This is a genomic window from Pseudomonas sp. CDFA 610 (assembly GCF_021147865.1).
In the GTDB taxonomy this organism is placed as follows: domain Bacteria; phylum Pseudomonadota; class Gammaproteobacteria; order Pseudomonadales; family Pseudomonadaceae; genus Aquipseudomonas; species Aquipseudomonas alliivorans.
This window is the reverse complement of record NZ_JAGTPM010000004.1, coordinates 154325-168459: the sequence shown is the minus strand read 5'-3', so window position 1 is coordinate 168459 and position 14135 is coordinate 154325. Positions and strand designations below refer to the sequence as shown.

General features: G+C 57.8%; 10 protein-coding genes. 3 read left to right on the top strand and 7 right to left on the bottom strand.

The features are described from left to right. The first annotated feature begins 87 nt into the window (after window positions 1-87). Window positions 88-3156, top strand: a complete 3069-nt coding sequence (locus tag KDX39_RS08710; RefSeq protein ID WP_442964532.1) for an autotransporter domain-containing protein — start codon at window positions 88-90, stop codon at window positions 3154-3156. Window positions 3157-3338: 182 nt separating this feature from the next. Here KDX39_RS08710 and KDX39_RS08705 read toward each other — a convergent pair whose 3' ends face one another. Genes KDX39_RS08705 through KDX39_RS08695 form a run of 3 tightly spaced genes read right to left on the bottom strand, consistent with a single transcriptional unit; the run spans window position 3339 to window position 6345 of the window. Next, window positions 3339-3977, bottom strand: coding sequence for an RraA family protein (locus tag KDX39_RS08705; protein WP_024695687.1), 639 nt, complete (start codon window positions 3975-3977; stop codon window positions 3339-3341). 33 nt (window positions 3978-4010) lie between these two features. Beyond that, complete coding sequence (locus KDX39_RS08700; RefSeq protein ID WP_231660051.1) at window positions 4011-4985, bottom strand: hydroxyacid dehydrogenase; 975 nt, start codon at window positions 4983-4985, stop codon at window positions 4011-4013. Between the two features lie 10 nt (window positions 4986-4995). Next, a complete protein-coding gene (locus KDX39_RS08695; protein WP_231660050.1) occupies window positions 4996-6345 on the bottom strand; it encodes an MFS transporter in 1350 nt (449 codons plus the stop codon). On the opposite strand from KDX39_RS08695, the gene KDX39_RS08690 reads away from it, so the two are divergent. Then, window positions 6344-8059 (top strand): IclR family transcriptional regulator domain-containing protein, encoded by a 1716-nt coding sequence (locus tag KDX39_RS08690; RefSeq protein WP_331462072.1) that lies wholly within the window; start codon window positions 6344-6346, stop codon window positions 8057-8059. The genes KDX39_RS08695 and KDX39_RS08690 overlap by 2 nt on opposite strands. Window positions 8060-8398: 339 nt before the next feature. On the opposite strand, the gene KDX39_RS08685 is transcribed toward KDX39_RS08690, so the two are convergent. The 4 genes from KDX39_RS08685 to KDX39_RS08670 form a co-directional block, all read right to left on the bottom strand. Then, complete coding sequence (locus KDX39_RS08685; RefSeq protein ID WP_099229317.1) at window positions 8399-9181, bottom strand: MetQ/NlpA family ABC transporter substrate-binding protein; 783 nt, start codon at window positions 9179-9181, stop codon at window positions 8399-8401. A 197-nt stretch (window positions 9182-9378) separates the two neighbouring features. Continuing rightward, window positions 9379-10329 carry a sigma 54-interacting transcriptional regulator gene (locus KDX39_RS08680; RefSeq protein WP_231660048.1) on the bottom strand — a complete coding sequence of 317 codons (951 nt, stop codon included), beginning with the start codon at window positions 10327-10329 and terminating at the stop codon, window positions 9379-9381. 81 nt (window positions 10330-10410) lie between these two features. Continuing rightward, window positions 10411-10992: an alpha/beta hydrolase gene (locus tag KDX39_RS08675; RefSeq protein ID WP_184322018.1), complete on the bottom strand. Its 582-nt coding sequence runs from the start codon at window positions 10990-10992 to the stop codon at window positions 10411-10413. A gap of 211 nt (window positions 10993-11203) precedes the next feature. Beyond that, complete coding sequence (locus KDX39_RS08670; RefSeq protein WP_180274399.1) at window positions 11204-12487, bottom strand: MFS transporter; 1284 nt, start codon at window positions 12485-12487, stop codon at window positions 11204-11206. Between the two features lie 597 nt (window positions 12488-13084). Here KDX39_RS08670 and KDX39_RS08665 point away from each other — a divergent pair. After that, window positions 13085-14077: an AraC family transcriptional regulator gene (locus KDX39_RS08665; RefSeq protein ID WP_210071701.1), complete on the top strand. Its 993-nt coding sequence runs from the start codon at window positions 13085-13087 to the stop codon at window positions 14075-14077. Window positions 14078-14135 lie beyond the last annotated feature (58 nt).

The window sequence follows — 14135 nt, the reverse complement described above, 5'->3', positions numbered from 1 at the left end:
TGTAAGAACGGCTTGTTAGCGTCAGCGCCTTCTTTTAACTGCGTGCAGGACAGCACTATGCCGAGCGTCAAACCCACCGCCCATGTCATGGTATCGACGTTGATACTGTCGCTGCTTGCCGTTTCAGTACACGCAGCAGGCAGGTCAGGGGATGACCGCATCAACGGCGTTGACCTGCTGTCGGGCTTCAACACCCTGTGGACGACCGGCGCAACCTGGGACACCGGCACGCCGACCGCGCTGGGTCAAAGCCTGCTCAGGCGCAACCTGCAACTGGTACTCGATCGCGCCAACTCGCGCACGCTCGCGCAGGAAACCGCCGCGTATTTCGATGACCGCCGCGACCAGAGCTACAGCGCCATCAGTGGTCTGGGCTCGCTGAGCGATGCGTACAAGACAGGCTCCGGCGCCTTCACCACCATTACCCAGTTCGACGACACCAATAAGACCGTGAAGTACGACGACAAGGGCAACGGCGCGGGCAGCTCATCCTCGGCACTGGGCAAGGTCGTCGATCTGGTCGGAGCCGTGCGTAACGACGCGTCCACCACACCCGCCAAGTCCCATTATCTGTACCCGCGCCCGTGGCGTCAGACGCTGGACGGCCAGAACCTGGAATTCGTGGTGCAGCCTTCTCTGCGCCCGGCAAAAAGCACCACGCCCGCCAGCGATTCGGGCTTCCCGAGTGGCCACACCAACGCGGCGTACCTGTCATCCATCGCCCTCGCCTATGCGATTCCCGAGCGTTACAGCGAACTGATGCTGCGTGCCTCGGACATTGGTGACAACCGCATCGAAGCCGGTATGCACTCGCCTTTCGACGTGATGGGCGGGCGTATCACGGCCACCTATTTCGCCATCGATAATCTGTCCAACCCGACCAACACCCAGCTGCGCGCCGATGCCCGCGCCCAAGCGCTGGCCTACTTCACTGCGCAGTGTGGCGGCGATGTGAATAACTGTGTGGCGAAGATTGATCCGGCTACCGACCGCACATCCCAACACGCCCAGGACAAGGCGCTGTACACCGCACGCATGACCTACGGTTTCAGCCCGGTCGGCCCGACCAACCTCGCGCCCGTGGTGCCGGTCAACGCTGAAGTGCTGCTGGAAACCCGCTTCCCGTACCTGGACGCCAGCCAGCGCCGCGAGATTCTGGGCACCACCGAGATTTCTTCAGGGTACGCAGTAATCGATCAGTCTAATGGCTACGGCCGTTTGAACCTGTACGCCGCAGGTGACGGTTATGGCGCATTCAATTCCAACGTCACGGTCAACATGAACGCCAGCCTTGGCGGCTATAACGCCATCGATGCCTGGCGCAACGACATTTCAGGCACCGGCGGCCTGATCAAGAACGGCACTGGCAACCTGATGCTGACTGGCAACAACACTTACTCGGGGGGCACTGTCATCAACGGCGGCGTCCTGACCGGTCACGCCCAGGCGTTCGGCAGCGGGACAATCACCGACAACGCGACGCTGGTGCTCGATCAGTCGACCAATGACACCTTCAGCAACGCTATCACCGGCAACGGCGCATTGATCAAACAAGGCGCAGGCTCGTTGAACCTGACCGGCAACAGCAGCCTGTCCGGCGCGACCACTGTGCAGGCGGGGCGACTGGCGGTGAACGGCAACCTCGGCAACTCGGTCGTGACCGTGAACTCAGGTGCAGTGCTGGGTGGCAATGGCTCGGTGGGCGGCATCAATGCGGCGTCAGGCGGTGTCGTCGCGCCGGGTAATTCCGTGGGCCAGCTGAACGTCAACGGCAACGTCAACTTTGCGCAGGGTTCGGTCTATCAGGTCGAGTCGGATGCCGCCGGTAATGCCGACCGCATTGTCGCCACAGGCCGCGCCACGCTGAACAACGCCACCGTTTCACTGGTCGAGGCCGGCAACTGGGTCGCGGCGAGCCGTTACTCGATCCTCTCGGCAGCGGGTGGTATCAACGGCACGTTCAACAACGTGCAATCGAACTTCGCGTTCCTGACGCCCACCCTCAATTACACCGCAACCGACGTCGGCCTGACGCTTGACCGCAACGCGCAAAGCTTCGCCAGCCTCGCGACCACTCGCAACGCCCGGGCAGTCGCTCAGGGACTGGATAGCGCAGGCTCCGGCAATGCGCTGTGGAGAAGCGTTGTGCAGGAAGACGCGCAAACCGCGCAAGCGACCTTCAACGCGCTGTCGAACGAACTGCATGCCTCGACTCAGTCTGCATTGATTGAAGACAGTCGACTGGTGCGCAACGCCATTGCAGACCGACTGCAGCAGTCGCAATCCGGGCACGCGTCCGGTGGCGCTTCGCAAACCCTGGCAGGCGATGCCTCTCGCGGTCTGGTCTGGACTCAGGCCATTGGCGCAACCGGCCGAACCGACAGCACGCAAGACGCCTCTGGCCTGGACAGCCACACCAGCGGCCTGTTGTTCGGTGCCGACGTGCCGGTCAACGATACCTGGCGTGTCGGTGCGCTCGCCGGTTTCAGCCGCAGCAGTTTCGACCTGCGCCATGCGTCGGGTTCGAGCGACAGTGACAACTACCACTTGGGTGTCTACAGCGGCGCAAAATGGGGCCAACTGGGCCTGCGTCTGGGTGCAGTGCGAACCTGGCATGACCTGACGGCCAAGCGCACGCTGGACCTGCCGGGCTCTTCCGAGCGCTTCAAGCAGGATTATCAGGCCGCGACCAATCAGGTATTCGGTGAACTCGGCTATGCCATCGAACTGGGCAACGCGCAACTCGAACCCTTCGCCAACCTTGCCCATGTAAGGCTGGACACCGAAGGCTTCGACGAAAACAGCAACGCCATCAGCCTGCGCAACAAGTCCGAGGAAAACCACGTCACCTTCAGCACTCTCGGCCTGCGGGCAGCCACGCACCTGAACGTGGATAGCGTTGACGTCCAGCCCAACGCCACCGTCGGCTGGCGCCGTGCGTTCGGCGACGTGACACCCGAAAGCCGCGCAGCCTTCAGCGGCGGCGACACCTTCGCACTCTCCGGCGCACCGATTGCGCGCAGCGCAGCCGTGTTGGGCGCGGGCGTGGACCTGGGGCTGAGTGAAAAGCTGAGCGTGGGCGTGAGCTACAACGGACAGATCGGCAGCGACACGACCGATCAGGCGTTGAATGCGCGGGTGACGTTGGCGTTTTGAGGGATACCCACTTGCAATCGCTGTCCCCTGCCAACTCGGGGGACGGCCCATCAGATTTTAGGACGCTCTATGTAGGACCTCTCTGAAACGCTCCCGTCGCGTTGAAACCATTCCCCGCTCTCTCTACTTTCCCTGCGCAAGGATCCAAAGCCGTCAGGGAGGCGACCAATGTCGTCTCTCACTCAGCGGACGCTCGCTCGAACTTTCTCTCTGAAACTATTCTCGATCCCGTTCTGAATCTTGAGCTTCTCGGCGAGCGAAGGCACCAAATGGCGGCTGATGACGATAATTCCGTCTCTGTCTCCCAAAATGGCATCGCCCGGGTTACATACAACGTTTCCGCATGCAACTGGCGCACCCACCTGGCCTGGGCCGTATTTGGACGGGCCGGCTGGATTCACAGCACGTGCATAGGTCGGCAGCCCCATGACGCTCAGTTCTTCAACATCGCGAACTGCACCGTCGATAACCACTGCCGAGACTTGACGGGCGAGACATACCTCACCCAGCAGATCACCAAAGACCGCACGGTTGGTTTCACCGTTGCCGTTGATTACTAGAACATCACCTGGCTTCGCATCGTCCAATGCCCTATGGATGGCCAGGTTGTCACCTTCCCAAGTGAGAATAGGCAGTACGGTTCCGTAGAACGAAGCTTTACCTGCAACATGATGGATAGCGGAGGCCATCATTCCAAGACGCTGCAATACATCGCCGATCAATGCGACTGGGTAATGCGAGATCTCTTCAATCTGTTTGAGCGATGCGCGCTCCCAATCTTCGCTCACGGTGATGCTTTCATCAGATACATTGATAAACATGGCGACCTCGGCGTGAATCCGTTTAAAGCGCGATTAGTTGAACGTCTTGAATACTGGGTTGTTGACTGGGTGCAGCGGTATCTCATTGCGCAAGACTGCGGAAATCGCTTCGACAGCGCTCATGCCAACACGCAGCAATGATTCATTGGTCTGCCCTGCGACGTGAGGTGTGACGATCAGGTTGGGCAAATCGGCAACGGGGAACGTGTTGCAGTTGAACGGGGTGATCATGTCGGTGTTTTCTGCAGCCAGAACGTCGACACCGGCGCCGCCCAGCTTGCCGCTACGCAAGGCGTCCGCAACCGCAGCTTCATCGATCACGCCACCACGGCTGGTGTTGATCAGGATGGCACCTGTTTTCATCTTCTCGATTTCAGCCCCGCCAATGAGATTCTTGGTTCCCGCCTGAAGAGGCACATGGAGGCTCACGACGTCTGCCTGGACCAATAAGGTGTCGAGGTCTACCAAACGTTTATCAACGCTCGAATCATAAGCAGGGTCTGTCGCCAACACCTTCATGCCGAACGCTTCAGCAACTGGCGCAACATGCCGACCGATGTCGCCGAACCCGATCAAACCCAAGGTGCGCCCCTCAAGCTCAATGCCTGTGAGAGACAGTCGATCTGCCGCCCAAATGTTGTTTCGGGTCTGATCCGTGGCCAGTTGGATCTTGCGGCTAATGCCCAGCAGCAGAGCAAACACATGCTCCACAACACTTCTTCTGTTTGCGCCAGGCGTGTTGGTTACCCATACCCCCAACTCGGCTGCCGCTTTGTAGTCGACGTTGTCATAACCTGCGCCGTGTCGGGCAACGATCCGCAGCTTTGGGGACGCAGTGAGCATCTCGGCAGAGATATGGCCACCGCGCAAAAATACGGCGTCTACCTGCTGTTGGATGTCTGCATAAGACACCGCATCCAGACCATAGCCAAGTCGAACTTCACCGACCGAAGAAAGGGCGTGCAGTACTTCTGGATGGATAGGGCTTGTTACATAAATCAAAGACATGATCGGCACCTTATGAGAATTGGTGGGTGTTTGCGTCATCGCCAGCCGCCGGCGCATTGTTACGAACGGTAGAGATAACGATCAGTCCCAAGAGACCTGATACGCACAGAATGAATGCCGGTGTGGACTGGTTGCCGGTTGCTCCAATCAACCATGTCGCCAGGAATGGGCCTGCCCCCCCACCAATAACCGCGCCTACACTGTGGCCGAATGCGACACCGGTATGGCGGACATGCATCGGGAAAAATTCCGGCATGACCGAGTAGGTACCAGCTTGGCAAAGGGCGTAGGGAATCATGCCGAGAGCCAGGCCAGCCATTGCCAGGTTGACCGAGCCCTGCTGCATCAGCATGAAGGAAGGTATCGATACCACGGCGTAGGCCACGTAGGAGTAGCGCAAGATTGATTTACCACCTCGATAAGAGCCGAGCTGACCGGCGAGAGGAATCAAAAATGCGGCGAGAATCACAGCAATTAGAACGATGGTGGATGCTTCACCTTTCGAGTAGCCCAGAATCGAACTGAAGTAGGCCGCGATAAATACGGTGCCTATGTAGGTGCCGATGTTCTGAACCATCGCAATCATGATTACCTTGACCAAAGGCTTGCGATAGTCGCGAATCAACTCAGCGAAGGGATGCCCTTTCTTGACTTCGGCATCGTTTTTCTTAGATGCGAACTCCGGGCTGTCTTCAATGCTCAATCGCATGTAAAGACCAATGATCCCGAGCGGCAGCGCCAGCAGGAACGGGATACGCCAGCCCCAGGAAAGCATTTCCGGATCGGTGAGGGTCGCTGCAGCCAGACCCGCAATTGCAGCTGCCAGGCCTTTGCCGAACTGAGCAATTGAGGGCAGGAAGGATATGTACAAAGCGCGGCGTTTGGGCGGAGCCCACTCACGTATGTAGCTCGCAGCGCCACCGATTTCGCCACCAGCGGAGAAGCCCTGCAGCATGCGCAGCACGACCAGGAGTATCGGTGCCCACACGCCGATCTGCGCATAGCCGGGCAACAGGCCGATCAGCGTGGCCGCGCCCCCCATCAAGGTGATGCTGGCGATCAGGCTGAAGCGTCTGCCTACCTTGTCGCCGAGCCAGCCGAAAGCAATAGCGCCAAGCGGCCTCACCAAAAACGCTGAGCCGAACACCAGGAACGTGTTCAGCAAGCCGGTCGTCGCATCATCTGAAGGAAAGAAAACCATTGCGAGGGTTGCAGCCACATACCCGTAGACGCTGAAGTCGTAATACTCGACAAAGGTTCCGAATACAGCGGCCCTCGTGGCTTTCTTGGCTTTCCTCGTCTGCTCCGTTTCTTCAAGGGTCTGAACGGCAGGCTCGGCCATAACGTTATTGTTGTTCATGGGCACCTCGGGTTATCGGACATCGGCCCCAATCAAAAAATGGGACAGCGTCCTGCTTTTGTTTTTTCTAGATTCTAGAACCACGACACGCTTGTCAACAGCCATGTGCGATTTGCGGTTGGGCAGCTTTTGCCCCCAGAATGGGCCCCCAACCCGCGATTTCTTTAAGATGGCTCAGTCAGAACGCTCTATTACCGCCTCTATGCCCGCGCGCCCTGCATCGAGCCATACCAGGCTGATAGAGGTAGTAGATGCACTTGTCAGGAGAGCGGGGTGTGAGCCATGGGGGGTTCGAGAGCTGGCGGCAGAGCTTTCAGAGAGTCGGAGTACCGTTAATCGGATACTGGTCTCATTGGTTGAAGTCGGCCTGGCAAGTGAGCTTGGAGTTGGTAAGTACAGCATAGGGCCCAGGATTGACGTCCTTACCAAAACGCTCAGTGATTCAAGTATGCCTCTTGGGCGAAGCGCGGCATTGTTGAGTGAGCTGGCTGATTCATCACAGTGCACTGCGCTCGTCTCTATCTACTGCCCTTCCAGTAACGGTTATTTCGTCGCTGCCTGCCGCGAGGCCAAAGTTACTCTTACGTTCAGGCCTGAACTGGGTGTTGTCTTTCCGCTTACATTTGGAGATATCGGTCGGCAGTTTGTTGGATTCATCGAAGCCAACTCTTCACTTTCAACGGTGCCGAGCAGTGCACGAGAGGCTGATTTTAGTGCGTGCCACCACCTTAGATTACTATCGGAGGCCGAATTTCCCAGCGCGTTGTCGATGGCCACAAAGAGTCTTGCAAATGGATTAATCGTGTGCATCTCTGTCCATTCGGTGGGGAGCACCGGATCAAAAACGAATTCGCAGATTGATGCAGATGTGCAACGCGTTGCTGAAGAAATAGACGTGACTGTAAAGTCTAAAATTGTGGGCAGCCTTCAGCGAGCGCCTTACATATTGAACGAGGAGACTAAGTCCACCGTTACTCGTCTCGAAAGGCTTTTACTGTTGGCCTGCGCTTTTCCGGACGGACTGAAAGACACTGTGGGATTGCCTGAGCAACTCTTATGCAATGAGGCTACTGCCAAACGACTGATACAATCTGGAGTTCAAGCGGGGATTATTAGCTTATCTGACGCCACCTTGTTTCCAGGTTCAAAGCTTTATCGATGGGCCTCCAGGATCGGCAACGCCTCGCGCAACCTTGCCGACCTCACCCGGCCAATTTTGTCAGATTTAGTCGAAGAGACCGGTGAGACAATCGCGTTTCTCGCCTACGACGAAGCATCCAGGAAAGCTGAGTTTCTCGATGTCATTCAAGGATGGCGACAGATTCAGTACACGCTGCAGGTTAACGTAGAAGTACCGCTTTATGCAGGTGCAGCGGGTAAGGCAGTATTAGCCTTTTGTGAAAAAGAACTCGTTGACTCCATTGAGCTTAAAAAAATTACCGAAGCAACTATCACATCGCGTGAAGTGCTCAAAGAAGAGTTAAAGGTCATTCACGAAAGAGGCTGGGCCACGGGTGAGGGTGAGCGTGTGCTCGGAGCCTTCGGCTTGGCGGTACCCTTCTTCGTAGACGGTAAAATTCGAGGGTCGATTTCAGCCACTATTCCTCAGTACCGTAAAGATGAGCGCGAACTTCCATTGCTGACTCAACTGATGCGTGAAGCCACTAAAAAGATAGAGCGACTTCTATCGTTGGGTATAAGCCTTGAACGGTGATCTCGCAGGATGTTAGCGGGGCCTGGCAAACCAAGTGGCCTCTTTTTAGTGCAAAATGCACGCTGATGGTCTTCATTCTGGTTCAGCCTTTCCTGCACCCTGTAGATGCAGCCCACGGCTTTCGCGAGCAGGCTCGCTCTTATCGAACAGCCCGTCTCCCGTTTCATCTGTGGGAGGGGCCCGCGAGCAACGATGACGCGATTGTGCTGATAAATCGCGTCGACTTCATCACCGGAAAGCCGCCTCCCACAACTGCGTGTGTGCTGAGAGACATCGCGACCCCGAAGAGGCCGCGGTGTCCAGCAACTCATGCGCAGCGCGTGGGCGCGATCAGTTCAATCAGAACGCCGGCAGTACCGCGCCGTCGTACTTCTTGTTGATGAAGTCTTTGACTTCCTGACTGGTCAGGGCCTTGGACAGTTTCTGGATGGCGTCGCTGTTGGCGTTGTCTTCGCGGGTAACCAGGAAGTTCACGTACGGCGAATCGGCACCTTCAATGATCAGGGCGTCTTTCTGCGGATTGAGTTTGGCTTCCAGCGCGTAGTTGGTGTTGATCAAGGCCAGGTCAACCTGACCCAGTGCGCGCGGCAGTACAGCCGACTCCAGCTCGCGGAACTTGAGTTTCTTCGGGTTGGTGGCGATGTCTTTCGGCGTGGCCAGCGCGTTGGTCGGGTCTTTCAGGGTGATCAGACCGTTCTTCTGCAGCAGAAGCAGTGCGCGACCGGCGTTGCTGCCTTCGTTGGGAATGGCAACGGTTGCGCCTTCAGGCAAATCGGCAATTTTCTTGTACTTTTTGGAGTATCCGCCGAAAGGTTCGACGTGTACGCCAACACCCGTTACCAGGTTGGTGCCCTTGCCTTTGTTGAAGCCATCCAGGTAAGGCTTGGTCTGGAAGTAGTTGGCGTCCAGACGCTTCTCGCTCAACTGCACGTTCGGCTGAACGTAGTCAGTGAAGACCTTGATTTCCAGGTCCACACCTTCCTTGGCCAGGGTCGGCTTGATCAGCTCAAGGATTTCCGCATGCGGCACAGGCGTGGCGCCCACAACCAGTTTTTCACCGGCGTGCGCCAGGCCAATCGAGAAAGCAGCCGCCAGAGCGGTCATCAACAACGTCTTTTTCATGCAATGTCCTTAGCGAATCCGTGAGCGTCACAAAAAATGACGACTTTTCAGTGGTTTGCCGCGGCGCTATCCCGTGCTGCGACATCCTGTGGACATTACCGAGATTTCTTATTCCGAGAAAAGACTTTTTAAGCAAATGCTTATGCTTTTTTTCTCGAAGTCCTGTTCACCTCATCAGCAGCGCTCTGCGACAAGGGTTATGCCGGGTCTTGCTCAAGCCGTTCGCTGATTGTTTCCAATAACTGCCTGAGCGCAGCAAGCTGCCCGGGATCGTCTTCAGCGAGCAGCCGCCGGGCCTGATGCTCGATCTGAGCAAGAGGGCTGGCGAGTTTGGGCAGGTGAATGTCTTCGGGCTGGATTTCGTCACCCTGGCTGACCAGCAGCGCAAAATGGATGACGTTCTCAAGCTCGCGGGTATTGCCAGGCCAACTGTAGGCTTCCAGCGTTTTCTGCGCGGCCTCGCTGACCAGCTGCACAGGCAGATTCAGACGCTGGCTGTAGATACCGACGAAGTACTCGGCCAGCGGGAGGATGTTGCCGGGCTGCTCGCGCAACGCTGGCAGGTCGAGTTTTCCTTCGCGCAGATAGTCGTAAAGCCGCTCATTGAATTTTCCGGCCGCCACCGCCTGCGCCAGATCGATACTGGTCGCCGCCACCAGCCGCACGTCTACCGGACTGGGCTGATGCGCACCTACTCGGGTGACTTCGTGATTCTCCAGCGCCGCCAGCAACTTCACCTGGATGGGCAGTGGCAAGTCACCGATTTCATCCAGGTACAGGGTGCCGCCGTTGGCCGAACCGAACCAGCCTGCGCGACTGCTGACCGAGCCGCTGTGCGCTCCTGCCGCGTAGCCGAACAGCTCGGCATCGGCGTAGGTCGGGCTGATGGCGCCGCAGTTCACGGAGACGAACAGGCCAGAGCGATCACTGCCGCGATGGATATGCCGCGCCAGTAACTCCTTGCCCGTCCCCGACTCCCCGCGAATCAACACGGGCAGCGAACGCGGCGCCAGCAATTCCATTTCCTCGCGCAACTGGCGCGAACGCGGGTCGATGAAGACCAGCGCCTTGGCACGAATGCTCAGCGGGCTTTTGTCGGAATCAGGGAAGGTCAGCAGCGGCTGACCGAAGGTTTCGTGAAGGCTCATGACGCACTCCCGCCCGAGCCGTTCACGGTCTCAGGCGTTGAAAAAACGGGGCCGGATGGCCCGCAGTACAAGGCAATCCGGTCATGCGCGACGACGCGCGTGTTGCTCCAGACGATTTTGCAGACGGTACAGATAAGCGAACCCCTGCTCCCAGCGTTGGTGGCCGGACTTGACGTTGATGTGCCCGGCTTCGCTCAGAAACCCCAGTTCGGCGCCCCAATGACGGGCCATTTCCATCGCCCGCTGCGAGCTGACGGCCGGGTCGTTGTCGGAGCTGACAATCTGGGTCGGAAACGGAAGCAGGTCGGTGGGTATCGGGGAGAAGTTGCGCAACGCAGGCGGGCAGTTCGGACGATCCACATCGGCAGGCGCTACCAGCAGCGCGCCCTGCACCTGACGCAACGTTTCCAGCGGAGCCAGTTGCGCCCAATGCGCGACGGTGATGCAACCCAGGCTGTGAGCGATCAGGATCACGGGCGTGTCTTGTGCAGCAATGGCGCGCTGCAACTCACCCACCCAGTCTTCACGGCGCGGCTTGAGCCAGTCAGCCTGCTCGACGCGCGCACTGTTGGGCAGGCTGTTCTGCCAGTGGGTTTGCCAGTGATTATCAGGGGACCCCTGCCATCCTGGCAGGATCAGATACCGGATCGACTCGTTATGCATGGATTCGCCTCCTGCACGTATGCGTTCATGGGGCGAGTATAGGGACGGAACTTATATTCGTTAAGGAATAAGAAGATATTTATTAATTCCTAAAAAGAATATAAAGCTGAAGGCAAAAAAAGGACCGCTCCCTGCCTTGAAGGAACGGCCCTGAATAAAAAACTACAGTGCGAAGGTTAACCGGCCTTTATGACAACTGTGCGACGCCGCATCAGGTCGCAGGCACGGGGCGGGTGTCCGGTGCGATGTCATTCACGATCAGCGGATCGTCTTTCTGGGTGACTTCACGCGCCACGGTCCAGACCACAAACGCTGCAATGATGTCGAAGATTGCCAGCACGACGAACAGCGGGCTGTAGCCGATCTTGGTGACCAGCACACCGAACACCATGGTGAACGCCGCCGCGCCGAGGAAACCGAACATGCCGCCCATGCCGGTGGCCGTTGCCACCTCATTCTTGCCGAACGAATCCGAAGTGATCGAGTACAGCGCGCCCGACAAGGTCTGGTGGGCGAAGCCTCCGATGCACAGCAACGCGATGGCGGTGTAAGGGCTCGCAACCAGCCCGATGCACGCCGGGCCGATCATGCAGAAGCAACCGAACAACATGACCATCTTGCGCGAGGTGAACAGCGAAACCTTGCAGTATTTGTGAAACAGCGGGCTCAGGTAGCCGCCCAGCACGCAGCCGATGTCTGCCGCCAGAAAGGGCAGCCAGGCGAACATCGCGACTTCCTTGATGTTCATGTGCCGCTCGGTCATCAGGTACAGCGGAATCCAGGCATTGAACGTCTGCCAAGCGGGCTCGGACAGAATCCGCGCCGAGGCAATGGCGTAGAAATTGCGATTCCTGAACAGCTTTTTCCAGCTGCCCTTCTGCGCCGGAGCGTCCTTCAAACGTGCTTCCTGACCGCTGAGGATGTAATCGCGCTCGGTGTCGCTCAAGCGTTTCTGGTCACGTGGGTGTTTGTACAGCAACAGCCACAGGCCGCTCCAGATGATGCCCAGACCGCCCACGATCAGGAACGCCAGTTCCCAGCCGCTGTGCAGGATGGCCCACACCACCAGCGGTGGTGCCAGCAAAGCACCGAAGGACGAACCGATGTTGAACCAGCCGATGGCGACTGAACGTTCCTTGGCCGGAAACCATTCAGTGGTGGCCTTGACCCCGGCAGGCAGACCCGCCGCCTCGGTCAGGCCGAGCAATCCGCGAAAAATCGCCAGACTCTGCCAGCCAGTGGCAAACGCAGCCGCCGCACAGGCTGCAGACCAGGCCACGGCGAAGATCGCAAAGCCCATTTTGGTGCCGATGGCGTCGATGATGTAACCGGCAATCGGCTGCATCAGTGCATAACACATCTGCCACGCGACCACGATGTGCGCGTACTGCTCGGTCGAGATGCTCAGCTCACTCATGAGCGTCGGCGCTGCGACAGACAATGTGTTGCGAGCGAGGTAGTTGACGACCAGACCGGCTGTGACCAGCCCGACCATCCACCACCGAATGCCTTTTACTTTCATCTCTTCACCCTGCTTATTCTTGGATTGGCGACGAGCGTCCCGCAGCCTTGACCGTGGGAGCGACTGAATTTGTAACTTCAGGTTACTGATACTGAAAGAGCGTAATGGATGCACAATTGGCGAATTACGGCTTTTTTGCCGTGTTTTTCGCACCATTTCGACTGGATTCCGAGCGGGGAATGGACGTTGGACATGGATTTGTTACTCTTTGAATTATTTTTATGATTGTATTTTTTGAAAGCTAGATGTTGTCGTACAACATGGCGCATTTATAGTCATTTGCCCTGAGCGTGTCAAATGCAGAAATTGCTCGATAGCACCGTTTAATCGGTAAAAAACACGCTTGATGCGCCAAGCCGTGCGGACCCTGTCATACGATGACCTGAACTTTTAGCGCGTTGCTGGTTGCTCTTGCGTGTAAAGCCTTGCATTCAGTCAGGCAGCACTTGCAAAAATGTCATAAAAGCTTCCATTCTCTGGAGGCAGCGTCAGGCAAAGGAGTTGCCCATTGATGCCTTGTCGGCACAGACCGACGTTGAATGCCAGTCGAAGACAGGAAGGGTCGCCCGCATGCCTGAGCCAAGCAGCCTCGCCAGTTGGACCCGTGCGCTGCGCAAGCAACTGGATGCGCTTGGCCTGAACAGTGACGATCTGTGCCAGGCAGCAGGCGTCGATACGCAGCAGCTCAATGACCCCGATGCCAGCTTTGCAGCAAGCGCCACGGCGAAGCTCTGGCAACTGGCCGTGCAGGCCAGCGGCGATCCAGCGCTGGGGTTGCGGGTCTCGCGCTTTGTCAGTCCCACCACGTTTCATGCATTGGGTTACACGCTGGTGGCCAGCGGCTCATTGCGCGAGGTTTTCGAACGCATCGTGCGCTATCACTCGATGGCCGAGGATTCACTGGAACTAGACTTCAGAGCTGCAGGCGAGCGTTACGAATTCCGCTTCACCGCGCCCGCGTCCTGCCAGTCGACGCCCCATGAACTGCTGGATGCCTTTGCCGCCATTTATGTACGCACCTGCCGCAACAGGCTGGGCAGGAATTACGCACCGCTGGCCGTTCACCTGCAACGTCCACCGCCTGAAAATCCACACCCCTGGCACGAGTTGTTTCGAGCGCCGCTTTTTTTCTCGGCGCCGGAGAACCGACTGGAATTTGCCTGCAATGACTTCGACAGTCATCTGGACGAAAACCCGATTGTACTGGCCGAACAGGTGCCCAGCGCAGAACCCTTGCCATCGCTGATCTGGGAGCAGCGCGTGCGCTCGGCCATCGAAACCCTGCTGCCGGACGGCGAACCTTCTGCCGAAAGCATCGCCGAAGCCCTGCACCTGACCCCGCGCAGCCTGCAACGGCACCTGGCCGACGAAGGCTGTCGCTATGACTTGCTGCTCAACCAATGTCGCCAGAATCTGGCACTGCTGCACATGAGTGATCCGCACAGCTCACTGAGCGAAGTCGCCTATCTGCTGGGTTTCGCCGACATCGACAGCCTGAGTCGCGCCTTCAAGCGCTGGACCGGAATGACGCCGGGGCAGTACCGAAGTGATTTGATGCGCTGATGATCCACTTCTTCGCCTGAACTGGAACGTCCGCACGATCGGTGTCGGATACCCCGAG

Excerpts from the sequence above, each read along its gene's own strand:
- KDX39_RS08710 (WP_442964532.1), top strand. The coding sequence starts at position 88 with ATGGTATCGACGTTGATACTGTCGCTGCTTGCCGTTTCAGTACACGCA.
- KDX39_RS08705 (WP_024695687.1), bottom strand. The coding sequence starts at position 3,977 with ATGTTTATCAATGTATCTGATGAAAGCATCACCGTGAGCGAAGATTGG.
- KDX39_RS08700 (WP_231660051.1), bottom strand. The coding sequence starts at position 4,985 with ATGTCTTTGATTTATGTAACAAGCCCTATCCATCCAGAAGTACTGCAC.
- KDX39_RS08690 (WP_331462072.1), top strand. The coding sequence starts at position 6,344 with ATGGGCACCTCGGGTTATCGGACATCGGCCCCAATCAAAAAATGGGAC.
- KDX39_RS08695 (WP_231660050.1), bottom strand. The coding sequence starts at position 6,345 with ATGAACAACAATAACGTTATGGCCGAGCCTGCCGTTCAGACCCTTGAA.
- KDX39_RS08685 (WP_099229317.1), bottom strand. The coding sequence starts at position 9,181 with ATGAAAAAGACGTTGTTGATGACCGCTCTGGCGGCTGCTTTCTCGATT.
- KDX39_RS08680 (WP_231660048.1), bottom strand. The coding sequence starts at position 10,329 with ATGAGCCTTCACGAAACCTTCGGTCAGCCGCTGCTGACCTTCCCTGAT.
- KDX39_RS08675 (WP_184322018.1), bottom strand. The coding sequence starts at position 10,992 with ATGCATAACGAGTCGATCCGGTATCTGATCCTGCCAGGATGGCAGGGG.
- KDX39_RS08670 (WP_180274399.1), bottom strand. The coding sequence starts at position 12,487 with ATGGTCGGGCTGGTCACAGCCGGTCTGGTCGTCAACTACCTCGCTCGC.
- KDX39_RS08665 (WP_210071701.1), top strand. The coding sequence starts at position 13,085 with ATGCCTGAGCCAAGCAGCCTCGCCAGTTGGACCCGTGCGCTGCGCAAG.